Here is a 24720-nt window from a genome sequence, read left to right as displayed (position 1 = left end):
GATGGAACTCATACCCGTTATCGATATCATGAGCGGCGTCGCCGTACACGCCAAGGAGGGACGGCGCGAGCATTACCGCCCGCTGCAAAGCGTCTTGTGTTCGACTGCCGAACCGAACTCTGTCATGCGTGGCTTGCTTAGGTTGCATCCTTTCAAAAGGATTTATGTTGCCGATCTGGACGCGCTCATGGACAAAGGCTCCCAAGCCGATTTGCTGCTCGATCTGCTGCGCACCTTTCCGGAGGTCGAATTCTGGATAGATCAGGGGCTGCCGCGCCACGACAAGATCCCTTCTTTTCCATCTGAAAATAATGCCCGCATGGTCGTCGGTAGTGAATCCCTCTCTGAGGAATCTGTGCCGCTCCTGGCCAGCTTACGTTCGGGGTTCGTTTTATCGCTGGACTTTCTCGACGAACGCCTGTTAGGGGCGAAGCAACTGTTAGATAGCCCCGAGCTCTGGCCGGAAAGCGTGATCTTGATGAGCCTGTCCCATGTGGGCAGTACGACCGGCCCCGATTTCGACCGTCTGGAGGTCTTTAGCCGGAAGCATTCCCACCGACGCTTCATTGCGGCTGGAGGCATACGGAACGAACAAGATCTGAGACGGCTTAAAGCCATGGGAGCGGCCGGCGTGTTAATCGCCAGCGCCCTGCATTCCGGCATCGTGGACTCGCGGATGATTGAGCGTTCGGCTCGGGATTCGGAATGGGGATCTTGAGAGAATCCGAGAATTATGGGCAAAAAAAAACGTTGCCCCGATATCGGGGCAACGTTTTTCGATTAGCGCGATTATTTGTGCGCAGCGAAGGGGTGTTCGATCTGACCCTTCTGAGCCACAACGTCGGCAGCCTTCGGCTCGCCGGCAACGGCGCGCTTGATGGACAGCTTGGTGGCTTCGTAGTTGTAGTCTTGAATCTTGGCGTCGTCTTCAGCCAGCCAGTGGATGAATACGCCTACGCAGATAAAGATGTCATCGGCTTCATTGGCAGGAATGGTGCCGTCTTCGACGCAATCGGCCACAGCCATGGCAACACCGCGCTGCGCCGGCCCAAACATCTGGGTAGCCTGCTTGCCGTTCTTGATGGTAACTTTGTTGAACATGACGGTGTTCGGCTTAGCCATCAGGTTCGGTGCTACTACCGCCAGCAAGCTGCTGAATCCGTCTTTATTGTTGGTGATGCAGTTAGCGAAAGCAGTCTCGGCGGCGCTGCCACGCGGTCCCATGATCAAGTCGATGTGGGCGATTTCGTTGCCGCCACCACACAAAGCTTCACCCACCAACATCTTATCGATTTTTCCCATTGCGATCTCCTCTTTGGTAAAGAAAGAAAAAAACTTCTGAAGTAACGACATTGCCATGTCTCCCCAAGCGAAGTATAAAAACCAATATCCTTATTGTTGCGCTGATGTGCCTCTATGTTTCCGGAAAACAACCCGTCTTCCGCTTGCACCTGCTCAGCAGCGCTTCCAGGCGCACGGCCAGCAAACACGCTACTGTGAGATCGGCCGTCGTACCCGGATTTATTCCGCCAGACTTAAACTCGGCATCCACTTCTTGTAGAAGTGGCGTAACCTGTTCCGGTCTATCGGAGACGGATAACGCCTTATCGATCTGCATCATTCGGCTGGCAACCATCCCTGTAACGCGAGTGCCGAATTTGCGCTCGATATGGCTGTCGGGAATACGCTTTAGCAATCCTACGAATACCGCCACTGCCGCCCATTCCTCATTGCCCCAATGGGACAACGCAATATGATAACGTGGAATCGCTAAATCAAAAACATCCGCATAGGAATTAGTGAATTGATAAGCGATACGATCACGGTTCTCCGCCAGGCGCATGGCTTCCAGCAATGTGACCTCCGGCGCGTCTCGAACATCCTGATCCGGTGATCCGCCCAACCCGCCGGGCTGCGCCAACCGTATGGCCTTATACGTCCAATCCGCATCGGCCTGCGTCGTGGCGCGGAGAACCCGCTGAAGCGCATTCCTAAGCGTTTCGCCTTCGCGAATCTCCTGCACAGCCTGAAACAGCGGGGCGGCTAACAGAACGATACCAAGATTGGTGTTACAGTGGATGACTTCGCGGGTGGCCCGAGTCGCTTGGAAAATCTTCTCGCCCAAAGAAAGATCCGGATTGCAAAGAAAAGGCCCGCTGGCCACCGCGCTATGCCGGAAGTCTTCCACGGTCATATCGTGGGCTTCAGAATAAACACTGACGTTGCCCGGCTTGAAGGCGCGGAGTTCCGTCTCACAGGCTTGAAGGTAAGCGGACAGCAAAGCGTTCCGCTGAGTGAGGATCGGCACCGACGTCACCGCGCTCGGATTTCCTCGTGGGACGGAGGACGGCAAAGAGACAGAAAGTCGTCGACCAATAAATCGGCGATCGATACGTTACTGACACTCTGCAAACCCTTCCATGCCGGAATACTGTTGACTTCAAGCACGCTGTAACGGCCGTGATGATCGCGGATGATGTCGACACCCGCGTAGCCCATGTCCAAAACTCTTACGGCATCTTCCGCCAGCCGACACAGCAGCAGATCATCAAGCCGCACCGGCTCGCAACGAGCACCCTGAGCGACGTTATTCAGCCAGGTAACGCCGCAGCGCCGCATGGCGGCCACCGCCTTTCCCTTGATGACGAATACCCGAAAATCGTGGGGTTGCTCACCGCAACTCACGAAGCGCTGCATATAGAAAATGCCGTTGCTGTCACTCAGCCCCTTCAGATCCTCCGACTTTTCGTAACGTTGCAAACCTTGCCCTTGGGAGCCGAATAAGGGTTTGGAGACGACCTGATGCCCCTCGCGCAGCTCCCGCTCGGCCAGGTTGAGCGCCTCATCGCGATTGCCCAGCACCCAGGTAGGCGGCGTCGGTATGCCGGCACGCTGCAGTATGAAGCTGGTCATGGCCTTGTCGACAGTGCGTTCGACCGCCCGGCCGTCGTTGTATACCGGAATCCCGAGCAGCTTCAATGCGTGCAGCACATCCAGGTAAAACACCACCTGATCCAGCGATCCTCCCGGCACGCCGCGCACGAACACCCCATCGGGCAGACGGCCCTCGAAGCCCGGCATGATAACCGGCAATCCGTCGGGTTCGAGATTGATCCCGCAGGCAGTCAGGGACACATAGCGGTAGTCGTAGCCCCGTGCGGCCAAAGCCTCGCGCAGGCGCTTACCGTGCCAGCCGGGATCGTCGGTGATGATCGCGATGCGGCCCAAATTATTCTCCGAAGGAACGCTCCAGGAGCTCATTGTCCAGCTTGCCGGCGTGGAAACTGCGGCCGGATTCCACAGCCGTGACGATTACGCTGGCCGGGCTGAACAGCATCGGATCGACCTTGAAGAAGTCGTACTTGTAGTCCTTGAACACCTCGGCAAACGGCCGGCCGTAATCTCTGGAAACCGAGCTCGGCAGCTCGTTGGCCAGCATCTCGGCTGCTTCGTCGCCGCCCTTTACAAACAGATGCACGGTGCCGCCGAATAGAATGGCATCGTTGGTCCGCCCCATGGCTTTGACGAAATTGGGGTGAGGCGGCGGAACGGGAGCGGACCCGGTTCCGTCGATGATGTTTCCCAGCGGGAAATGCAGCGAATGCGCCTTGTGCAAAGCGACTTCCAACACCCGGCCGACGACCTGCATCCCGCCGGCGAGGCTTGAGGTGGGCGTCAGGATAACGTTGACACCGCTGGCGTCCACTTTGCAGGCCCGGGCGATCTTCTCGATAACCTCAACCGGCGGAACCTTGTCCACCTCCATCACGATGGCCGTCTCGTTGCCATAATCGCGATAGCCCAGTTCTTTATAAAGCTCTTCGACAGGTTCCTCGTTGCCGTCCTTGATTTTAGTCGCCATCGCCCGCGCCGGGCCGGACCCTAGAGCATAAAAAGCGCTCTTGCCCTCGCCGTGGGACAGACTCCATCCGGCATACTGGCTGCCCAGGCAGGAAATAACGGGATTCGTGGAATGAACGTTGACCGTGACGGGCCAACGGCTAAACGTCGGATTGTGAGTCAGGGTGACGGTGCCCAGTCCGCCCATGCAAATTTCCGCGATCAAGCGCCCCGCTTCGAGTCCTCCCACCGCCTCGATACCGGCATCGATAACAGTGCAGCCGTTCTCCAGCTTATCGACCTTTAGCCGCAGCTTGTCGGCATTGGCGATCATATACTTGACGATGGGAAGCGCGTGCGCATTCACGCTGACTGTGTGTTGCATGGTTACCCTCTTGCCCTTTGGATAAAAACTTGTCTTTAACTTAGCAATTAGCCGCCCGCAATCGTTTGAGCAACTCGCTTTTCCGCTGTTCGATCAAAAGTTCGACGCTCCGGCGGTCGGCTCCCTCGGCGTGAATGGTACATACCGGCTGGTCGACGCCGATACAAACGCCCGGAACCGGCCGATCCGCACACCAATCCGGCCAAGCCATGGCCTCCGACACCTCAAGATCCCACAATGAGAAAAAGGCCTTAAAAGCCCGCACGGTATCACCGGGCCTGCCTGTATCCCGAAATTCCCCGCGGCACGCCCGAATGTGTTCGGCCAACAACCCTTGAGGAAAATCCCCGTCGTATAAAACCATGGTAGCGCTCGGTCTTGGATTTACTTCCAGAACCCGGCACACTTCGCCATCGAGCATGAAATCCAGGCTATTCAGCCCTTTAAGCGACACCGCGCGAACCAAACGCGTGACATACGCTTGCACCTGCCACCGCTGTTCCGGAGTGATATCGGCTCGATTGACGGCGCCGGCAAATAAAAACGGCTGGCCAACATGATGGCTAGCCGTCCACAAGGTGTTGAAACCGATTATGCCGGCATTTTGGCCGTTTGCCAGAAACAGGGCGGACAAGGCCTTGCCGGGAAGCCGGCGCTGGTAATAGTCGGTCGCGCCCGGTTCCGCTTGGGCGGGAAAGCGTACACCCTTGCCACCCTCGCTGCAACCGGACTTCAGCAGCCAGTTTTCCGGATCGGACGGCCGCATTCGGACGGATTCCGGGTATGGAATATCGAGCCGTCGAAGCAGGTCGAAAAAGGTATCCGGAGTTTTTAGTAGATATAGAATTTCGGGTGGGTTGCCGTACAGCGTTCGCCCTCGCGCCAACTCTTCCAAAATACCGGGGTCGGCATCCAGACCGCTACCGTAGACCAGCGCAAACGCCCGATCCGCCGGGGCGAGCCGCTCGGCGGCTTGCAGGAGGCATTTCCGCTCAAAACCGATTTCGGCGGGGTTCACCACCGCGCAATACTCGGAACAGGCGCGTGTTTCCTGATCGGCGAAAAAATCGATCGAGACCGGCCGAATCCCGGCACGTGCCGCCGACTGCGCCAGCATCCTTGCCGAGCAGCCGAGCAGTAGCAGGCGTTCCGGCATGTCACACATCAAGGATTTCCCCGATGATTGTCAGCGGCCGCACGGACGGAAACGCTCCTTCTCGCGCGACCGGCGCGCGGGACACCGGAACTACAAACGAAACGCCTTTTCTCGCGAGGCTTCGACACGTTGATTTTCCACAACCGCCCGCTCCAACACGACGTCCGCTCCTTTATTGCGCGGGCTGGCCAATAGGAACCGGAGACCGGTCGTACCCGTGAAATGCTGTCGCGCAGCGCTTACTAAAGTTTCCGCGCGAGACACATCCTCAACCAGGCAAAAACCGGTCGGCCCCCAAGAGCTCTGACCGATACCGACAGCGCCTTGCGCTTCGAGAAAAGCCAGCGCGTTGGCGACGTCGGTGCTGGTAAAGCGTCCGCCCTGAGCCGGTGCGAAATAATCGCCCACCGAACGCTGCAACTCCGCGATCACCTCGCCGAAGCCTCGGATATCACGCTCCACTAATGCAGGCAACCCCTTCATCACCAGCAAATGGCAAAGATGTGCGGCCTCCGCGGCGGGAAAGACCGGCAAGGATCGGAATGCCTCGATCTCTTCCTTTCCGTGCAACCCCAGATCCCGCTCGTCCAAAACCAGAATGAAACGCCAGTCCGAGGGAAACTCCAGGCGGGTGATGACCGGCGGAATTACGGTATTTTCGCCGCGCCCGCCGTCGACCACCAAACCTCCCTGCTCGAATACGGCGATACCGATACCCGAGCGCGCACCTCGCTCGACAATCGGAGCGATATCGCGCACCGCCAAGTCGAGGTCGTAAAGCCGGGACAACCCCATACCCACAGCCAGTTCAAGCTGCGTACCGGAGCCGAGTCCGATGTGTCCCGGTATGACATCCTGGATATGAATCTCGGTTTCGAAATTTCGCCCCAGTGCGGCGGCAAACTTATCAACGGCGGCAATTGCCCGGTCCGCACCGGGCCCATGGGCGGTCAGCCGGTGCGATGGAGTCAGCGACAGTTTCGTCGCGATTTCATTGACGGCGATGCCGATACTGCCGAAACGCCTCCCCAAGGAACCGCCTAGATCGAGAAAGCCCATATGCAAACGTGCCGGAGCGATAACTCGGGCGCGAAGCTTATGGTCGAATAAGGAATTGACTGACATTGGCTAGAACGACTTCCGGGGGGCGACGGATAATTCCGTTTAAAAAGCAACTAAAAGGGACATGCTATTGCATGGTCCTCGGTTTGTCGACCGCAGTCGGCCTCGTTTCACCGGAGTGCCGCCGCCGATCTCAAGTTGAAAATTCCCGCCGAAGCCCCTATGCTTTGCTAGTTCCGACGCCTCCTTGCCCATGGGGCTCCAGCCTTTGCGCCATTCGTTCTATTACCATTTAACTAACGTACAAAGGGAAAGGGCATGACTGAAAGCACCCAAACCCGCGGCTTCGAAAACGTTCCCAGCCCATTTTGCGGCATCGCCTCGGACGATCTGAAAATCGAAGTCGAGGGCCGACAGGTCAAGGTACTCAACAACGGGGACGCCGTAACGATACCCGGCTTCGAGCAACCGATCACCGACACCGTTCCGCGCATCGCCGGAAAACCGGCTACGCTGGACCAAGCTGTCGCACGCGCCGCAGAAATATTGAAAAGCGCACGTCTCCCGGTATTCAGCGGCTTCGGCACCGATGTCAGCGAAACCCGCGCTGCGCTATCCCTAATCGACCGTTGCCGTGGCGTATTCGATCAAATGCGCGCCGAGGGCGGTTTGCGCAACCTCCTGGTGTTGGCGGATTCCGGCTGGATGGCGACAACCTTAGGCGAACTCAAGAACCGGGCGGAGGTTCTGGTTTCGTTCGGCACGGATATCGAGCTCAATTTCCCGCGCTTCTTCGAACGCTTCATCTGGACCAAGGAAACGCTGTTCGGCGGGGATACCGGCAAGCGCGAAATCATCTTCATCGGCCGCGCGCCCGCCGGCCTGGCAGCCATTGCCCCCGACGGTCGCTTGCCGAAAGTCATCCCCTGCGCCCAAGAGAGCCTGCCGGAAGTGGCGGCGGCGCTTTCAGCCCTGGCCAAAGGCGCAAGACTGCAAGCGGAACAAGTCGCCGGCATTCCCGTCGCAGAGCTTCAATCCGTGGTGGATCGGCTACGCCAAGCAAATTACAGCGTAGTGACCTGGGCTGCGGGACAACTTGCGTTTCCCAACGCCGAATTGACCGTACAGCAGCTGTGCCAGATGGTGGCAACGCTGAATAAAGACACCCGCATCGCCGCATTGCCGCTGGGCGGCCAGGATGGCGATCGCACCGCGAGCCAGGTGTGCTCATGGATCAGCGGTTATCCCACGCGCGTCAGCTACGCCCGCGGCTACCCCGAATACGACCCTTACCACAACGGCGCGGCGCGACTCCTGGCAAGCGGCGAAGCGGACACCCTGGTCTGGGTATCAAGCCTGAGCCTCACGCCTCCTCCGGTTAGCGAAGTGCCCACGGTGGTCATCGGCCGCTCCGGAATGCGCTTCGAATCCGAACCGGAAGTATTTATCCCGGTGGGCGTGCCCGGCATCGACTCAGCCGGTCACATGTACCGTTGCGACAATGTCGTCGCCATGCCGTTGTACCAAATCCGCGAGGCCGGCCTATTCAAGGCCTCCGATGTGCTGCGGGCGATCGAACAAGCGCTCGGCACAACCGTCTAGCGGCACCCCGACTGCTCTCTGCCCCCCTGTTTGCCCCGCCGCACCCCGGAGCAAACAGGGAGAACGTTCGGAATCAACCCCTCCGCACCTCACGGAATTTACCCTTTACAGCGCCTCCCCATTCTTCGCTGGCGCGGCCTTTTTCCGTCTTACTCGATGCCGTCGAGTTGAAAAGTTAAACCGGGTTGCTTATTCTTTCAGGCTGAACCGAGCCTGCGGAAGGGGCATTGTGTCAGATTGATTCGGATTCCTCCGCCGTCCATTTCCGGAATCTGACGAATCGCGTGTTTTCACATGATTTTGCGAAGAAGTGTATCCATCGATGGAAAAATGGTGGATAGCTTTTAGCGACATAGACACAATTAGCCTTCTGCGGTCAGGGATGGCTCTACAAAGACCATTTCATCAAATCGATGCCAGCACCGCCTTTTCATCCTGTCCATCGGTCTCCAGCGTCGTTGCATAACGACCGCGGCGGCAAAGCCGATCCGCTGAGACTGTTTCTAACGGCGGCCACGGGGTGTGACCGGACCAGCGGTATCAGCTTGCGGTAATAAACCACAGGAGAGCTTCTTTCATGCTGATTAAACTCACGGGCGGCACTGTCTACGATCCCACGCACAGCATCAATGGCCAAGTGCGGGACATTTACATCCGCGATGGACGGATCACAGCCCATGCCGATGTCCATGGCGTGACTCCCGATCAGGAATACGATTGCCGCGGCAAGGTGATCATGGCCGGGGCCATCGACATGCACACGCATATAGGCGGCGGAAAGGTAACGATCGCCCGCAACCTCCTGCCGGAAGACCACCGCGCCGATCCGTCGCCCCGCTCGGGACTGAAGCGCGCCGGCTGCGGCCATGCCGCGCCCTCCACACTGACCACCGGCTATCGTTATGCGGAAATGGGCTATACCACGGGCTTCGAACCGGCAGTGCTGCCCATCAATGCCCGCCAAGCCCACATGGAAATGGCTGACGTGCCTCTTATGGACGTAGGCGGTTACGCCATGCTCGGCAGCGATGATTTCTTTCTGCGCCTTCTCTCGTCCGGAGCCGACCAGGAAGTCATCAACAATTACGTGGCCTGGACCCTACATTCCAGCCAATGCATCGGCATCAAAGTAGTCAATCCCGGCGGCATCAGCGCATTCAAGTTCAACCAGCGCAAGCTGGACCTGGACGAACAACACTGCCACTACGGCGTCACGCCGCGCCAAATCCTTCAGAAGCTGGCTAGGGCGGTTCACGAATTGGGCGTATCCCATCCCCTGCATGTGCACGGCTGCAACCTGGGGGTGCCGGGCAACCTGGAGACCACGCTGAACACGATCACCGGCATCGAAGGCTTGCCGATGCATCTGACCCACATCCAGTTCCACAGCTACGGCACCGAGGGCGACCGCAAGTTTTCCTCCGGCGCGGCTCAGATCGCCGAAGCCATCAATAAGCATCGCAATATCACAGCGGACGTGGGGCAAGTTCTATTCGGCCAGACCGTCACCGCATCGGGCGACTCCATGCGCCAGTTCGCCAACGCCCATCACGCCCACCCGAACAAATGGGTGTGCATGGATATCGAGTGTGATGCCGGCTGCGGCATCGTGCCGTTCAAGTACAGGGACCAGAACTTCGTCAACGCGCTGCAATGGTGTATCGGTCTTGAAATTTTCCTGCTGGTGGACGACCCCTGGCGCATTTTCCTCACCACCGACCACCCCAACGGTGCACCGTTCACCACTTATCCGCATTTGATCCGGCTGCTGATGGACAAGAGCTTCCGCAACGATATGCTCTCAACCATCAACCCCGACGCCGCCGCCCTGAGCACGCTCGGCTCCATCGACCGCGAGTACAGCCTATACGAGATCGCGATCATGACCCGCGCCGGCGCCGCCCGGATTCTGGGCCTCGGCGACCGGGGCCATCTAGGCGCCGGGGCTGCCGCAGACATTACGATATACACCGAGCAGGAAGACAAGGAGGCGATGTTTACCAGACCGGATTATGTATTCAAGGATGGCGAGTTGGTCGTACGCAATGGCGAAGTCGTCAAGGTCGTGTGGGGCAATGTGCACACGGTCAAGCCGGAATTCGATCGCCCCGGCATTGAAGGTCTGCTGCGGGATTATTTCGACCGCTACCATACCATGAAGATGGACAATTTCATCATCCGCGACTGGGAAATCGAGGGCGACGGACGCAGCAAGATCCTCGTTCATCCCTGCCAAGGGCAGGCTTAGCGAGAAATGGCACGGGAATCCTCTCTCCATTGAGAAACGAAGTACTCGAGCCGCTCCTGGAAGCACTCTTTCCTGTGAAGTCGCTGAAGCGGGCGATACGAAAACGATTGAAGCATCATGACTTTTGCCGCCATGCCCCGGGTCGAAACCAATATCCTACAAATAGAACAAACAAGCCGTGAGGAATCGTATGAATATTAACGGCGTGCAGATCGATGCGACTTTCGCCGAAGCCTTCCCGATGAGGGCCACACGGGTCGTCATCACCGCCCAAAACTTAAAATGGGCCTATTACGCCGCACAGGCCATGGCAGGCTTTGCCACCTCGGTCATCGCCTGTGGCTGTGAAGCAGGCATCGAACGCGAGCTCGATCCGAACGAGACGCCGGACGGACGGCCCGGCATTTCCGTATTGATCTTCGCCATGGGTGGCAAGGGCTTAGCCAAGCAGGTGGAAACCCGTGCTGGCCAGTGCGTGTTGACCGCCCCCACCTCGGCACTGTTCGCCGGCATCGCCGAGGGCGAAAAAATTCCCTTGGGCAAGAACCTCCGCTTCTTCGGCGACGGATTTCAGATATCCAAGCGCATCAACGGCAAACGGTATTGGCGCGTCCCGGTAATGGACGGCGAGTTCCTTTGTGAGGACACCACGGCTACGGTCAAGGCGGTGGGAGGCGGCAACTTCCTGATCCTGGCGGAAAGCCAGCCTCAGGCCTTGGCCGCCTGTGAGGCGGCCATCGAAGCGATGAAAAAGATACCTAACGTCATCATGCCTTTCCCCGGCGGCGTGGTGCGCTCCGGCTCCAAGGTCGGCTCGAAATACAAAGCACTGTCCGCATCGACCAACGACGCGTTCTGCCCCACGCTCAAGGGCCAGACCAAGACGGATTTAAGCCCAGAAGTCGAATCGGTCATGGAAATCGTCATCGACGGATTGACCGATGAGGACATCAAAAAGGCCATGCGGGTGGGCATTGAAGCAGCCTGCGGTTTGGGCGCCCAAAACGGCATTCGCCGCATCAGCGCCGGCAATTACGGCGGCAAACTGGGTCCTTTCCTTTTCCATCTTCAGGAGATCATGGCATGACGGCGCTTACCTTCACCCTGAAGGCCGAACTCAAACAACGGGTCGATGCGTCCCCATTGACGCCGGATCGACTCACCGGCAAATCGCCGAGTGAAGTCGGAGCCGAATTGCTGCAATGCGGCAACCGGCAGATCCGTACCGATGAGCTGTTTTCCATCGAAGGGCAAAATTCCGACAGCCTGGTGTTTCGAGGCGCTACCGGCAAGCTTGACTATATCGGCAAGGGCATGAGCCGGGGCGAAATCCACATCGAGGGCGATGCCGGCAGTTATCTAGGCATGCACCTCAAGGGCGGACGCGTCGTTGTCAGCGGCAACGTCGACGCGTATGCCGCCTGCGAGATGAAAAACGGCGAAATTTTGATTCGCGGCAACACCGGCGATTTTCTCGGCGCCTGCCTTCCCGGCAACAAGAAAGGCATGGCCGGCGGCGTAGTCATCGTTAAAGGAAATGCCGGCGACCGCGTGGGCGACCACCTGAGACGCGGCGCCATCCTCATCGAGGGCGATGCCGGATGTTACCTTGGCGCCCGCATGACGGCGGGCACCATTGCCGTCCTGGGCAAAGTCGGGGATCATCTCGGGTATGGCATGGGCCGCGGCACCGTACTGCTCGCCCAAGTACCCACATCCATTCCGCCTACCTTCAATGATTGCGGCACCCATACGCTAGGTTTCATACCGCTGCTTCTGAAAGGTTTTCAAGGGCTGGAGACTCGCTTCTCCGACATGTCCGGCCCGCTTAGGCGGGTGCGACGCTATGCCGGAGACATGTGCGGACTGGGCAAAGGTGAAATACTCATAGCCGTCTAATCATGCATTACGCCACGCATTTTCCACAAACTGTCTTCGCCAACCGCGCACTCACATAGGCAATCAAAAAACTCAAGCGGTTGACGGACTTAGGAGTACACGGTTATCATTCGTCGTTTAAAAGAATTTTCTGCGTTGGAGCCAACAAAAATGTACGCGGTTATACAAACGGGCGGCAAGCAATATCGAGTGAAACAGGGCGACGTTGTTAAAGTCGAAACCCTGAGCGCCGAAGCCGGCCAGCAAATCGAATTCGACAAGGTATTGATGGTTCAATCGGATTCCGGCGTAAAAGTAGGCAAACCTTTCATTGATGGCGGCAAGGTGACCGCAACCGTCAAAGCCCATGGCCGACACCCGAAGATAAAAATCGTCAAGTTTCGCCGGCGTAAGCACTACATGAAACAAGCGGGCCACCGGCAGAATTACACGGAAATTCAGATCACCGACATCTCTGCTTAATCAAATAGCGAGGAATTACGATGGCGCATAAAAAAGCAGGCGGCAGTTCGCGCAACGGCCGCGATTCGGAATCCAAACGACTTGGCGTAAAACGCTTTGGCGGTCAATTCGTACAGGCCGGCAGCATTATCGTGCGGCAGCGCGGCACCAAATTCCACGCCGGAGATAATGTAGGCTGCGGAAGAGACTATACGCTTTTTGCCTTAGCCGACGGACAGGTTCAGTTCAAAGTGAAAGGCCCGCTCAAACGCAAATACGTCAGTATTGTTCAGAGCGAAGCCTAAGGATCAAAGCGGCTTATCGGCCGCCAATTTTAAGCAGGAAGAAGCCTCGTCCGTGACGGGGCTTTTTTGTCATTACCATGAAGTTTGTTGACGAAGCGGAAATTCGGGTGGAAGCAGGCGATGGCGGCAACGGTTGCGTCAGCTTTCGTCGCGAAAAATATGTTCCTTTCGGGGGACCCGACGGGGGCGACGGCGGTGACGGCGGCAGCGTTTATCTGGTCGCCTCCACCAATCTCAATACGCTTGTCGATTTCCGCTTTCACTCACGATTTCGCGCCGCCCGAGGCGAGAATGGATCGGGCGGAAACTGCACAGGCCACTCAGGAGCGGACTGCATTGTCCACGTGCCGACCGGCACTGAGATTTTTGATGTTGAGACCGGCGAAAAGCTGGGCGATTTGACCAAGGAAGGCGAAAAATTATTGGTCGCTCAAGGTGGTTATCACGGTCTTGGCAACACCCGCTTCAAAAGCAGCGTCAATCGTGCACCGCGTAAGGCCACCAGTGGAACACCGGGCGAGCAGCGGGCTTTACGCCTGGAGCTGAAGCTCATCGCGGATGTCGGACTACTAGGCATGCCCAATGCCGGAAAATCCAGCCTGATTCGCAGCGTCTCGGCGGCACGACCCAAGGTAGCGGATTATCCTTTCACTACCTTGTATCCGAACCTGGGCGTCGTACGCGTCGACGATCAACGCAGCTTCGTCATGGCGGATATTCCCGGACTCATCGAGGGAGCATCCGAAGGTGCGGGCCTCGGGGTACAATTTTTGAAGCATCTGTCCCGCACCAAATTGCTGCTGCACATGGTGGACATCGAACCCTATGAAAGCATGGAAGACCCAGTCACAGCGGCCAAGAAAGTTATCGCCGAGCTTCAACACTGGGGCCGAGGGATCGACCAAAAGCCGCGATGGCTGATTCTAAACAAAGTCGACCGGCTTGAGGACGACGCAGCCCAACAGCGCTGCCGCGAAATTATCGAAGCTCTCGAATGGACCGGCCCCATCTTCAGGATCTCCGCACTCCGCCGCGACGGCCTCAAAGACCTAATCTACAGCATTATGGAGTTCCTGGAGCAGGACCAGACAGAAGATGCAGAACAGGACTGAATTCGCCCACGCCCACCGCATCATCATCAAGATCGGCAGCTCTTTGCTAACCCGGGGCGGCCGCGGACTGGACATGCCTGCGATCGGTGATTGGGTAGCCCAAATTGCCGCCCTTCGCCACCAAAATGTTGAAGTCCTCCTGGTCTCTTCAGGCTCGGTCGCCGAAGGCATGTGCCGGCTGGGCTGGAAGACCCGTCCACGCTCCTTACACGAACTACAGGCCGCCGCCTCCGTAGGGCAGATGGGATTGATTCAGACTTATGAATCCCTCTTTCAACAGCATAACCTGCATACCGCCCAAATTCTGCTAACTCACGACGACCTGTCGGACCGGCAGCGGTACCTCAACGCCCGAAGCACCATGCTTACTCTGCTCGAATTAGGGGTGGTACCGGTTATCAACGAAAACGATACGGTGGCCAACGAGGAAATCCGCTTCGGCGACAACGACACGCTCGCGGCCCTGGTGGCGAATCTCCTGGAAGCGGATCTACTGGTTATTCTGACCGATCAAATGGGACTTTACGAGCGCGATCCGACGCTAGATCCCACCGCCCGACTCGTTCACCAAGCCAGCATCAATGATTCGCGTCTCGGCGAGATGGTGGGCGAGAGCCGCAGCGGACTCGGACGGGGCGGCATGATCACGAAACTGCGCGCAGCTCGATTGGCTTCCCGTTCCGGAACGGCAACGGTCATCGCCTGCGGGCGCGAACAAAACGTCACGGCACGGATTATTGAGGGCGAAGAGTTGGGCACATTCCTGATCCCGGACGTGTCTCCCCTGCTTGCCCGCAAACGTTGGCTGGCCGGACAGCTGAAACTCAAAGGCAGACTGTATTTGGACGAAGGTGCTGCGCGGGTCTTAAAGGAATCCGGCAAAAGCCTCTTGCCCATCGGAGTAACCGCCGTAGACGGCGACTTCCTCAGGGGCGACTTGGTAGCTTGCGTAGATACTGGTGGAAACGAGGTAGCGCGCGGATTGGTGAATTATGGCGCCGATGAAACGCGGATAATCATGCAGCAACCGAGTTCGCAAATCGAATGCCTGCTCGGATACGTCGATGAACCTGAGCTGATTCACCGCGACAATCTGGTCTTGGCGTGAGAGAGGCAGGCAGCAGGCCCGCCTCATCTTTCCGCCTGACGCTTAGGCGGCCGCGTTTAGAGCCAGCGCCTTAACTCGGGCGTTGAGACGGCTCTTGCTGCGAGCTGCCTTGTTCTTGTGGATCAAGCCCTTGTTCACCGAAGAGTCGATAACAGGAACCGCAGCGCGGAACGCCGCCTGCGCTTGCTCCAAGTCGCCGGATTCTACCGCCAGGATGACCTTCTTCATGAAGGTCCGCAACCGGCTGCGCTGAGCCGCGTTGTGAGCGCGATGTTTTTCCGATTGTTTGGCGCGTTTTTTTGCTGAAGCAATGTTAGCCAAGGCGAAGACCTCTAGTCCAAATCGTTGGAAGCGAATTACATATTATCGTCACAAGAGTCCCTTTCGTCAATAGTTCAATTTTTATAGGCATAATTAGGGGACACAGTTTTCGCCGGGCAAAACTCGTTTTTAAACCGAATAACGGGTCTTCCTACAACAGTGTCTTAACCGGGCAAATTCCTTATACTACGGCCTTTTATTCAACGAAAGCACTGGTTTTAGGGTCTGAGCAAACATCTACTGAAATCCACCGTGGCCGTCGGCGGGATGACTTTTGTCTCCCGTATGTTAGGGTTCATTCGAGACGTCGTTATCGCCCGTTATTTCGGAGCAGATCTTGGTACCGACGCTTTTTTCGTCGCCTTCAGAATCCCCAACTTCTTGCGTCGTCTTTTTGCGGAAGGCTCCTTCTCCCAAGCTTTCGTGCCGGTGCTGTCGGACTACAAAGAGCGTCACGATCGAACCCAGCTCAGGCTGTTCTTGGATCGCACTGCCGGTAGCCTGTCGGTAGCGTTGTTGCTAATGACCCTTGTCGGAATTATCGCCGCACCGGTTTTGATACTGTTATTTGCGCCCGGCTTCTATCGAGATGCGGCGCAATTCCAACTCAGCGTGGAAATGCTACGCATCACCTTTCCGTATCTTTTCTTCATTTCCCTTACGGCATTCGCCGGAGGCATTCTGAACACCTGGGGACGTTTCGCCGTACCGGCATTCACGCCGGTATTTCTAAATCTCCTTATGATCGGCGCGGCGATTTGGCTCTCTCCTCACATGCCCACTCCGATTACGGCCTTGGCTTGGGGTGTGCTTGCCGCTGGCATCGTACAACTCGCATTTCAATTTCCGGCGCTCATTCGGGCAGACCTGCTGCCGAGACTTCGCTACGGGTTTCACGACCCCGGCGTTCGCCGCATCATGAAAACAATCGGACCCGCGATTTTCGGCGTTTCGGTGACGCAGGTGAATCTTTTGATCGACACGTTAATTGCGTCTTTTTTGGTTTCCGGCAGCGTATCCTGGCTTTACTATTCCGATCGGCTCGTGGAATTCCCCTTGGGCATTTTCGGCGTCGCCATCGGCACGGTAATACTGCCCCATTTGTCGAAAAACCATGTAAACCGTGACCGGGACGGGTTTTCCTGTTCGCTGGACTGGGCTCTCCGCTGGGTGATCCTGATCGGCTTGCCTGCCACGCTGGGGCTTACGCTTCTTGCCGAACCGCTGATTTTCACCCTCTTCCAATACGATCAGTTTTCTTCGCATGACGCCGAGATGGCCAGTCGAAGCCTAATGACTTACTCCGTAGGCCTTCTGGGCTTCATCGCAATCAAGGTGCTGGTTCCCGGTTTCAGCTCAAGACAAGATCTCGGCACCCCGGTCCGATACGGTTTCTACGCCATTGTCGCCAACCTCGTGCTGAACCTGGCCCTGATCTTTCAACTTGCTCCTATCGGCTGGGGCCACGCGGGTCTCGCGTTAGCGACGGCGCTGGCAGCCATGTTCAATGCAGCACTGCTCCTTTCCAAGCTTTTGAAAGAGCAGATTTACAGACCGGAACCGGGCTGGCCGATCTTTCTCCTGCGTGTGGTGCTCGCTAGCGGCGTCATGGCTTTAATCCTGGTCTACGCGTCTAATGCTTATCCGTGGCAGTCCTGGTCAGTGAGCGATCGAATTTCAAATCTTGCACTGTGGGTCCTGCTGGGGTTTGCGACCTATATTTTTTGCCTTACGCTGACCGGGCTGCGTCCAAGGCATATGCTCGTTCCGGAAAGCATCTGAGCATTAAGGACTATCGCATGCGCTTGATTCAAGGACTTGCCGATCTGAAGCCTTCCGAAGGGGGTTGCGTCGCCACCGTCGGGAATTTCGACGGCGTCCATGTCGGCCACCAACAGGTGATCGAAAGGCTGGCGGAAGCGGGGCGAAAACTAAACTTACCGGTCGTAGTCGTTCTTTTCGAACCGCAGCCGCGGGAATATTTTACTCCACACGAAGCCCCGGCCCGATTGACCCGTCTCCGCGAAAAACTGGCTCACTTGGTGGAACTACCGATAGACCGGGTGCTGCTGCTGCGCTTCAACCGGAGTCTCGCCGAGTTGCCGGCCGAGCAATTTATCCAAGACATTCTTATCGAAGGGTTGCGGACGAAATACCTGGTGGTCGGCGACGATTTTCGGTTCGGCAAAAATCGGCTCGGCAACTTTGCCTTGTTGCAGCAGGCCGGGAGAAAAGCTGGCTTTGAGGTGGTCGACACACCATCGGTATTGGTGGATGGCCTGCGTGTTAGCAGCACTTCGATCCGCGAAGCCCTGGCGGCAGGCAATCTTGGTGAAGCGGCGCGACTCTTGGGGCGTCCATATTCGGTTTGCGGACGTATCGTCCACGGCGCGAAGCTCGGGCGAACCCTCGGCTTCCCCACCGCCAACATATTGATGAGACGGAAAAACACTCCTGTCCAAGGGGTGTTTGCCGTTACAATGACCGGAATAAGCGAACATCCTTTGCCAGGAGTCGCGAACATAGGCATCCGCCCAACCGTAGCGGGAGGACCTATGGTGCTCCTGGAAACCTTTTTGCTGGACTTCTCCGGAGACCTCTACGGACGTCAGGTGGAAATCACTTTTCACCGCAAGCTCCGGGACGAAAGGCGCTTTGCCGGTTTGGCCGAACTGCAGGCTCAGATCAAGCGGGACGTCGCAGCGGCAAGAAGCCACTTCGCCATTTCAAATTCAATATTATCCTCTGCACCATGAGCACGGATTACAAACCGACCCTGAATTTACCCAGCACCGATTTTCCCATGAAGGCCAATCTGCCCCAACGCGAGCCGGAACAGCTCGAACGCTGGCGGAGCATGGATCTTTACCGGAAACTTCGCGAAACGTTCAGAGGAAGACCCAAGTTCATACTCCACGACGGACCGCCCTATGCCAACGGCGAAATCCACATCGGCCACGCCGTAAACAAAGTACTGAAGGACATCATCGTCAAAAGCAAGGGCCTCAGCGGGTTCGACGCCCCTTTCGTACCGGGCTGGGATTGCCACGGTCTGCCTATTGAATTGATGGTGGAGAAGAAAATCGGCAAGGCCGGAGTGCAGGTTAACGCTTCCGACTTCCGCAAGGCTTGCCGCACCTATGCGGCCGAGCAAGTGGATATCCAGCGCCGTGAGTTCATCCGGCTCGGCGTTTTCGGCGATTGGGAAAATCCCTACCTCAGCATGGATTACCGCTTCGAGGCGGACGTTCTGCGCGCTTTGGGCCGTATCTCTGCACAGGGCCATCTGGTGAAAGGGGCAAAGCCGGTCCATTGGTGTACCGATTGCGGCTCCGCGCTGGCCGAAGCCGAAGTCGAATACGAGAACAAGCGCTCGATCGCCATAGACGTGCGCTTCAAAGTGCTCGACGAAACGGCGCTGATCGAGCGTTGTCATTCGGTACCGGGACATGCGGGAGAAGGCCCGCTTTCGGTCGTCATCTGGACGACGACCCCTTGGACCCTGCCGGCCAACCAAGCCGTGGCGCTCAATCCGGATCTCGATTATGCCGTGGTGCAATGTCGGGAACCGGCGGAACGATTAGTCGTGGCCGAGGCCCTGATGAAAGATGTCATGATGCGTTGCGGCACCGACGATTACCGTGTCGTGGCGTATTGCAAAGGCTCGGATCTCGAGGGATTGATGCTGCAACATCCATTTTACGAGCGCGAGGTGCCGATCGTTCTCGGCGAGCACGTGACGCTCGAAACCGGTACCGGCGCGGTCCATACGGCGCCCGGCCATGGCCAGGAAGACTATGTCGTCGGTCAGCGCTACGGACTGCCGGTCGAAAATCCCGTGGCGGATGACGGCAAGTTTTTGCCGAGCACACCGCTGTTCGCCGGCGAGCACGTGATGACCGCCAACGGCCATGTGGTCGACGTACTCAAGGAACGCGGCGCACTGCTGCACGAAGCGCGCATCGAGCACAGTTATCCGCATTGTTGGCGGCACAAGACGCCGGTCATATTCAGAGCCACGCCGCAGTGGTTCATCGCCATGGACAAGAACGATCTTCGCCGCCAAGCCCTGGAAGAAATCCGAAAAGTGGAATGGATACCCGATTGGGGACAGGCGCGAATCGAAGGCATGGTCGCCAACCGGCCCGACTGGTGCGTCTCCCGGCAGCGGAACTGGGGTGTGCCGATCGCCTTGTTCGTTCACCGCGAAACCGGGACTCCGCATCCCCGCACAGCGGATCTGATCGAGCAGGTCGCGCAGAGGATCGAGGAACGGGGAATCGACGCGTGGTTCGATCTCGACCCTGCGGAACTGCTGGGAGAAGACGCCGCGCAGTACCGGAAGATAAACGACACGCTGGACGTATGGTTCGACTCAGGTGTCAGCCACTTCTGCGTACTGGATCGCCGGGAAGACCTGCATTCGCCGGCCGATTTATACCTCGAAGGCTCGGACCAGCATCGCGGCTGGTTCCAGTCGTCTTTGCTCGCCTCCGTGGCCATCCGCAACGCCGCGCCATACCGGCAGGTGCTGACCCACGGTTTCACCGTGGATGCGGAAGGCAAGAAAATGTCCAAATCCAAGGGTAATGTGGTTGCTCCGCAGAAAGTGATGGAGAACCTAGGAGCGGATATTTTGAGGCTTTGGGTCGCGGCTACCGACTACCGGGCCGAAATGAGCGTCTCCGACGAGATTTTGAAACGCACGGCGGACGTTTACCGGCGACTGCGCAATACGGCCCGCTATCTGCTGGCGAACATGAACGGTTTCGAACCGAGCCGGCATCTGGTCCAGCCCGAGCAAATGCTGGCACTCGACCGGTGGGCGGTCGACCGGGCTTACCGGCTGCAGCAGGAAGTGATCGCGGCTTACGAGACTTACCAGTTCAACCTGGTCTACCAGAAGGTGCATCACTTCTGCTCCGTGGATTTGGGCAGTTTCTATCTCGACGTGCTAAAAGACCGCCAGTACACCTGCCGGGAAGACAGTCTCCCGCGGCGGTCTGCGCAAACGGCGATGTACCACATTGCCCAAGCTTTAACCCGCTGGCTGGCTCCGATTTTGAGCTTCACGGCAGACGAGGTCTGGCGGCATCTGCCGGGCAAGCGGGGCGATTCGGTGTTTCTGGAAACCTGGTACGAAGGATTGTTCCCACTGGACGAATCATCGGCCTTGAACCGGGAGTTCTGGGACTTCGTGCTTGCGGTCCGCGAAGCCGTAAGCAAAGAGTTGGAGGTACTGCGAGTCCGCGGCGAAATCGGCTCGTCCCTAGATGCCGAAGTCGAGCTTTACTGCAGCAAGCCGGTTCTCGAAAGGCTTTCGCTGATCGAAAGCGAGCTTCGGTTCTTGTTCATCACCTCGTATGCAAGCCTGCGTCCCGAAGGGAGCGCCGATACGCTTCCGACAGGAATCGAGGGACTAGAGCTGAAAGTTCGAGCATCCGACAAAGCGAAATGCGTTCGCTGCTGGCATCATCGTGACGATGTCGGCAAGCATTCCGATCATCCCGAGCTTTGTGGCCGCTGCGTCGAGAACGTCGCCGGGCAAGGCGAAATCCGTCTTTACGCCTGACGCCCATGTTAAAGTGGCTTTGGCTCTCCGCACTGGTTATCGCCTTGGACCAGTTCACGAAACGGCTGGTCGACCAATCGATGCAGCTTTACCAGTCCATCGAACTGCTGCCTTTTTTTCAGCTCACGTATCTGCGCAATCAGGGTGCCGCGTTTAGCTTTCTCAGCCAGGCGGGGGGGTGGCAACGGTGGTTCTTTATCGGTCTCGCTATCGTCGCTAGCGGCGCGATCTGTTATTGGCTAAGACGACTCGACAAGCACCAACGCTGGGAGGCTGCGGCTTGGGCGCTGGTTTTGGGTGGCGCGCTGGGCAATCTCATCGATCGGATCAGTTACGGATACGTCATCGATTTTCTCGACGTGTTTTATGGGGAATGGCACTGGCCGGCTTTCAACGTGGCCGATTCGGCGATTACCGTAGGTGTGGCGATGCTGCTTTTAGATTCCATAAGGCCGCGACGATCAACGGAGAGCGATTGGGCTTAGATCACAAGCTTCGCCTCATCCGGTCCGATTGAAATCCTCTCAGCGATAACAAGCTGTAAAGCCTTCCCCAGTCGAAGCTCGGCCCCGGGTCGGTTTTGCGGTCCGGCGCGATGTCGCTGTGACCGACAATCCGATCCGGAGACAATCCGGGGTACTTCTTGAATAACGCGACGAGCAAATCGCTTAGGCGCTCATACTGCACTTCGGTATAGGGAATATCATCCGCCCCCTCCAACTCGAGACCGATCGAGAAATCATTGCAGCATCCCCGCCCTTGGTAATTGGAGATTCCGGCGTGCCAAGCGCGCCGATGGAACGGAACGTACTGGACGATCTCGCCATCTCGACGAATAAGCGCATGGGCCGATACCCGCAAGCCGCGCAAGCCCTCGAAATAAGGGTGGGCGGCCGCTTCTAAGGCATTGGTAAACAGACAGTCGATCCACTCGCCGCTAAACTCTCCCGGAGGCAAGCTGATGCAATGGATAACCACAACGGAGATATCCCTTACGTCCGGCCGGTCATCGCAGTTGCAGCTATCTACCCGTCTCGCGCTCGCCAACCAATCGTCAATAATTTTCATGTTCTAAACTGAATCGTGAATCACTGAGAATTTGTCTTGCCTGTCGGATGCGCCGTCAAAACTACCCGCACATTTTCAGTTTTGTGGGCCAAATCACGATCTTTGGGGCTACAAATGCTTACCCTTTAAAGTAGGGCTCAACAGCTTCGGGCAAAACGAATTGTACGCGCTGAGGATATGACCATGGCAATGCAAGATCTTAAAATCATCAACTTTGAAATGGCTCATGCTAAGCAGAAGGAGAGTGCAAAAGGGGTTGCAAACCAAATCATTACCCGGTCCCGAGAGTTATGCTCGCGGCACTTGAGCGAGTTGATGCAACAGTTTTCAGGTATTGTCGACGACGAGTTATTTCAACTCTCGGACAAAGCGGAGAACATGACTCTCCAGTCGCAGTATTTTGAAGCAATGCGCTACGTTCGGCTGGAATGGAATTCAGTAAAGACACAGTACATTCAGCATGTTCTGAAGCGTTACGACGAGTTCTGGAGAAACAAATCAAGGCTTTTTTCGTCCGGAACAAACGATAAAGATAACAGCTTCGAAGCAGAGGCCTTCTCTCTGGTTGAGAACGAAATTCTTGAGGAACAGTTAGCCGTTTCAGCCATGATCGAGAAAGGAAACAACTTGTTCCAGGGCGATCTACATGTGCTGAATAAGCGCTTCGGTGTCTTGAGCAATGACAAAGAAGTACAAACTCAGGACAACCCGGTTGCGCCGCATACGTTGTGCTATGCGTTTTCCGATGCATTAAGACCACTAAAGCTTGACCTAGCGACCAAACTATTAATCTATAAGTTATTTGATCGAGCGGTCGTAAGTTCCTTTGGCGGCTTATATTATGAGTTGAACACTCTCCTCATTAATGAAGGCATCTTGCCGAAAATCATCAATTCAATAAAACGATCTCCCACCTCGCCTTTAACGTCTCCCAAGCCGGTCGGCTCTAGCTCAAGAGGTCATTCGATTCCCGGAAGTCCAAGCACGCCGGAAGCCGACAATCAAGTGTATTTCGAGGTTTTTTTGACGATGCAATCCCTATTGGAAGGTTGGCGCAGCCAACTGGGGTTGCCTACTTCATTCACACACACATTTGGCAATGGCCCTGCTTTCGAAACCGCTGAGGTCCTGTCTGCTTTGAATGTATTGCAGGCCCCCTCCACCGGATCCGCACTCGCCGCTGGAAACCAGGTATCCGCGGATCAGCTGAAACATTACGTTGCGAATCAATTACGCGCTCTTCACCACAATAACGAAGGCCGGCCGATGGGCCGGCTTGAAGAAGACATCATCGACATGGTGGGGATGATCTTTGACTTCATCCTCGAAGATCGCAATTTGTCCGACCCGGTCAAGACACTGATCGCGCGCCTTCAGATTCCGGTAATCAAAGTCGCAATCCTTGAGAAATCGTTTTTTGGGAGGAAGAATCATCCCGTCCGGCTTCTATTAAACAATCTCGCACAAGCAGGTCTCGGTCTCGAAATTGCGGACGCTACTTCAGCGAATCCGGTGTTTCAAAAGATTGAGACGATCGTTAGCCGGATTTTAAATGAGTTTGCCCAGGACATCGGTTTGTTCTCCGAGTTATTGGATGATTTCACGGCATTCCTGGATAGGGAAAATCAGCGTAACGGCATCGCAGAAGAGCGGACTCGCCAAGTAACTCAAAGCAAGGAGCAACTGCTTCTAACGAAGCGCAAGGTAGCGTACGAAATCGCCGTACGCTTGCAGGGAAAAGCCGTTCCGGCCGCAGCCCGTTCGTTTCTTTACAACACATGGAAAGATGTACTCGTCTTAGCCCATCTACGAAGGGATAAACAACCGGGCGATTGGGACGAAGCGCTTGCGCTTGTGGATCAGGTCATCTTGAGCGTACTGCCGCCGGCGGATAATTCAGCGCGCCAAGAAATCGCCGGTGCAGTTCCGTCCCTGATCGAATCGATTCGCGCGAAACTGGAAGGACTCTCGCTGGATCCCGCTCAAGTATCCACTGCGCTAAAGGAAATAGAGAAATGTCACGCGAGCTGTTTAAGAAGCTCGGAACCCAAGCTACCCATAGCTTTCCGTAATGAAGACCCGACGCCACCCGAGAGCATCGAGGAAAATCAGCCTATTCAAATCCTTGATCCGGAAATATCCAAGGCCATCATCGACATAAGAGGAAATTTACCGGACATCCAAAACTTCAGCTTTGAGGATTTACACCGGACTCCAAAGACTCATGTCCGTACGGGTGAAGACGACGAAATCATAGATACGGCGTCTTTGCGCAAGGCAACTGATTTGGCAGTGGGCGAATGGATCGAGTTTATCGATCATCGGAACAAAACCTGCCGAGGCAAGCTTTCCTGGAAGAGCCAGCTGACATCAACCTGTGTCTTCGTCAACCGTAAAGGCGTCAAAGTGGCTGAGATCAGTATTTCTGAATTGGCCAAACGTCTTAATAACAACACTGCTCGCATCATAGAAGGCTCCGCCATTCCCCTGATGGATCGGGCCTTGATTACTCTGATCAATACGCTGAAAAACCCGACCGGCCATAAAGCTACCGCTCCGGCGTGAGACAACCGCAGCGATGCATCCTGACGCGGAGCGACG

The 24720-nt window shown here is 56.6% G+C and carries 22 protein-coding genes; 14 read left to right on the top strand and 8 right to left on the bottom strand.

What is annotated here, in order from left to right:
• Position 1: 1 nt before the first annotated feature.
• Positions 2 to 718: a HisA/HisF-related TIM barrel protein gene (locus tag VEB01_RS11340; protein WP_324875506.1), complete on the top strand. Its 717-nt coding sequence runs from the start codon at positions 2 to 4 to the stop codon at positions 716 to 718.
• Positions 719 to 789: 71 nt separating this feature from the next.
• On the opposite strand, the gene fae is transcribed toward VEB01_RS11340, so the two are convergent.
• From fae to VEB01_RS11310, 6 genes are all read right to left on the bottom strand, one after another.
• Entirely contained in the window at positions 790 to 1302 is a 513-nt protein-coding gene (fae, locus tag VEB01_RS11335; protein ID WP_324875572.1) for a formaldehyde-activating enzyme, read from the bottom strand.
• Between the two features lie 112 nt (positions 1303 to 1414).
• Positions 1415 to 2317 (bottom strand): triphosphoribosyl-dephospho-CoA synthase, encoded by a 903-nt coding sequence (locus VEB01_RS11330; protein ID WP_324875504.1) that lies wholly within the window; start codon positions 2315 to 2317, stop codon positions 1415 to 1417.
• On the bottom strand, positions 2314 to 3228 hold the full coding sequence (locus VEB01_RS11325; RefSeq protein ID WP_324875502.1) for an ATP-grasp domain-containing protein: 915 nt from the start codon (positions 3226 to 3228) through the stop codon (positions 2314 to 2316). The genes VEB01_RS11330 and VEB01_RS11325 overlap by 4 nt, the downstream gene beginning before the upstream one ends.
• A 1-nt stretch (position 3229) precedes the next feature.
• Complete coding sequence (gene mch / locus VEB01_RS11320) at positions 3230 to 4225, bottom strand: methenyltetrahydromethanopterin cyclohydrolase (RefSeq protein WP_324875500.1); 996 nt, start codon at positions 4223 to 4225, stop codon at positions 3230 to 3232.
• 40 nt (positions 4226 to 4265) lie between these two features.
• A complete protein-coding gene (locus tag VEB01_RS11315; protein WP_324875498.1) occupies positions 4266 to 5390 on the bottom strand; it encodes an ATP-grasp domain-containing protein in 1125 nt (374 codons plus the stop codon).
• 81 nt (positions 5391 to 5471) lie between these two features.
• Positions 5472 to 6506: a beta-ribofuranosylaminobenzene 5'-phosphate synthase family protein gene (locus VEB01_RS11310; RefSeq protein ID WP_324875495.1), complete on the bottom strand. Its 1035-nt coding sequence runs from the start codon at positions 6504 to 6506 to the stop codon at positions 5472 to 5474.
• A 255-nt stretch (positions 6507 to 6761) separates the two neighbouring features.
• Between VEB01_RS11310 and VEB01_RS11305 the strand changes: the two genes are divergently transcribed.
• The 8 genes from VEB01_RS11305 (at position 6762) to proB (ending at position 15158) form a co-directional block, all read left to right on the top strand.
• Complete coding sequence (locus VEB01_RS11305; RefSeq protein ID WP_324875493.1) at positions 6762 to 8045, top strand: formylmethanofuran dehydrogenase subunit B; 1284 nt, start codon at positions 6762 to 6764, stop codon at positions 8043 to 8045.
• A 577-nt stretch (positions 8046 to 8622) separates the two neighbouring features.
• Positions 8623 to 10293, top strand: coding sequence for a formylmethanofuran dehydrogenase subunit A (locus tag VEB01_RS11300; protein ID WP_324875491.1), 1671 nt, complete (start codon positions 8623 to 8625; stop codon positions 10291 to 10293).
• A gap of 190 nt (positions 10294 to 10483) precedes the next feature.
• Entirely contained in the window at positions 10484 to 11380 is an 897-nt protein-coding gene (fhcD, locus tag VEB01_RS11295) for a formylmethanofuran--tetrahydromethanopterin N-formyltransferase (protein WP_324875489.1), read from the top strand.
• Positions 11377 to 12192 (top strand): formylmethanofuran dehydrogenase subunit C, encoded by an 816-nt coding sequence (locus VEB01_RS11290; protein ID WP_324875487.1) that lies wholly within the window; start codon positions 11377 to 11379, stop codon positions 12190 to 12192. Before fhcD ends, VEB01_RS11290 begins: the two co-directional genes overlap by 4 nt.
• A 150-nt stretch (positions 12193 to 12342) precedes the next feature.
• A complete protein-coding gene (rplU, locus tag VEB01_RS11285; RefSeq protein ID WP_324875485.1) occupies positions 12343 to 12654 on the top strand; it encodes a 50S ribosomal protein L21 in 312 nt (103 codons plus the stop codon).
• 20 nt (positions 12655 to 12674) lie between these two features.
• Positions 12675 to 12938, top strand: a complete 264-nt coding sequence (rpmA, locus tag VEB01_RS11280) for a 50S ribosomal protein L27 (protein ID WP_324875483.1) — start codon at positions 12675 to 12677, stop codon at positions 12936 to 12938.
• A 77-nt stretch (positions 12939 to 13015) separates the two neighbouring features.
• On the top strand, positions 13016 to 14050 hold the full coding sequence (cgtA, locus tag VEB01_RS11275) for an Obg family GTPase CgtA (RefSeq protein WP_324875481.1): 1035 nt from the start codon (positions 13016 to 13018) through the stop codon (positions 14048 to 14050).
• Complete coding sequence (proB, locus tag VEB01_RS11270; RefSeq protein ID WP_324875479.1) at positions 14034 to 15158, top strand: glutamate 5-kinase; 1125 nt, start codon at positions 14034 to 14036, stop codon at positions 15156 to 15158. Before cgtA ends, proB begins: the two co-directional genes overlap by 17 nt.
• A 42-nt stretch (positions 15159 to 15200) precedes the next feature.
• Here the strand turns inward: proB and rpsT are convergent, their stop codons facing one another.
• Entirely contained in the window at positions 15201 to 15479 is a 279-nt protein-coding gene (gene rpsT / locus VEB01_RS11265; protein ID WP_324875478.1) for a 30S ribosomal protein S20, read from the bottom strand.
• 225 nt (positions 15480 to 15704) lie between these two features.
• On the opposite strand from rpsT, the gene murJ reads away from it, so the two are divergent.
• From murJ to lspA, 4 genes are read left to right on the top strand one after another with little or no spacing between them, the layout of a single operon-like run.
• Complete coding sequence (murJ, locus tag VEB01_RS11260) at positions 15705 to 17261, top strand: murein biosynthesis integral membrane protein MurJ (RefSeq protein WP_324875571.1); 1557 nt, start codon at positions 15705 to 15707, stop codon at positions 17259 to 17261.
• 17 nt (positions 17262 to 17278) lie between these two features.
• Positions 17279 to 18235 (top strand): bifunctional riboflavin kinase/FAD synthetase, encoded by a 957-nt coding sequence (ribF, locus tag VEB01_RS11255; RefSeq protein ID WP_324875475.1) that lies wholly within the window; start codon positions 17279 to 17281, stop codon positions 18233 to 18235.
• On the top strand, positions 18232 to 21051 hold the full coding sequence (ileS, locus tag VEB01_RS11250) for an isoleucine--tRNA ligase (RefSeq protein WP_324875474.1): 2820 nt from the start codon (positions 18232 to 18234) through the stop codon (positions 21049 to 21051). The genes ribF and ileS overlap by 4 nt, the downstream gene beginning before the upstream one ends.
• Before the next feature lie 5 nt (positions 21052 to 21056).
• A complete protein-coding gene (gene lspA, locus VEB01_RS11245; RefSeq protein WP_324875473.1) occupies positions 21057 to 21536 on the top strand; it encodes a signal peptidase II in 480 nt (159 codons plus the stop codon).
• 1 nt (position 21537) lies between these two features.
• Here lspA and ampD read toward each other — a convergent pair whose 3' ends face one another.
• On the bottom strand, positions 21538 to 22119 hold the full coding sequence (gene ampD, locus VEB01_RS11240) for a 1,6-anhydro-N-acetylmuramyl-L-alanine amidase AmpD (RefSeq protein ID WP_324875472.1): 582 nt from the start codon (positions 22117 to 22119) through the stop codon (positions 21538 to 21540).
• 183 nt (positions 22120 to 22302) lie between these two features.
• Here ampD and VEB01_RS11235 point away from each other — a divergent pair, with 183 nt between their 5' ends.
• The gene (locus VEB01_RS11235) at positions 22303 to 24684 is read left to right on the top strand and encodes a DUF1631 domain-containing protein (RefSeq protein WP_324875470.1); all 2382 of its coding nucleotides are present in this window, start codon (positions 22303 to 22305) and stop codon (positions 24682 to 24684) included.
• Positions 24685 to 24720: the final 36 nt, after the last annotated feature.

It is taken from the genome of Methylocaldum sp., from assembly GCF_035627495.1.
In the GTDB taxonomy this organism is placed as follows: Bacteria; Pseudomonadota; Gammaproteobacteria; order Methylococcales; family Methylococcaceae; genus Methylocaldum.
The sequence above is the reverse complement of the archived record's forward strand: the minus strand, read 5'-3'. Positions and strand labels throughout refer to the sequence as shown.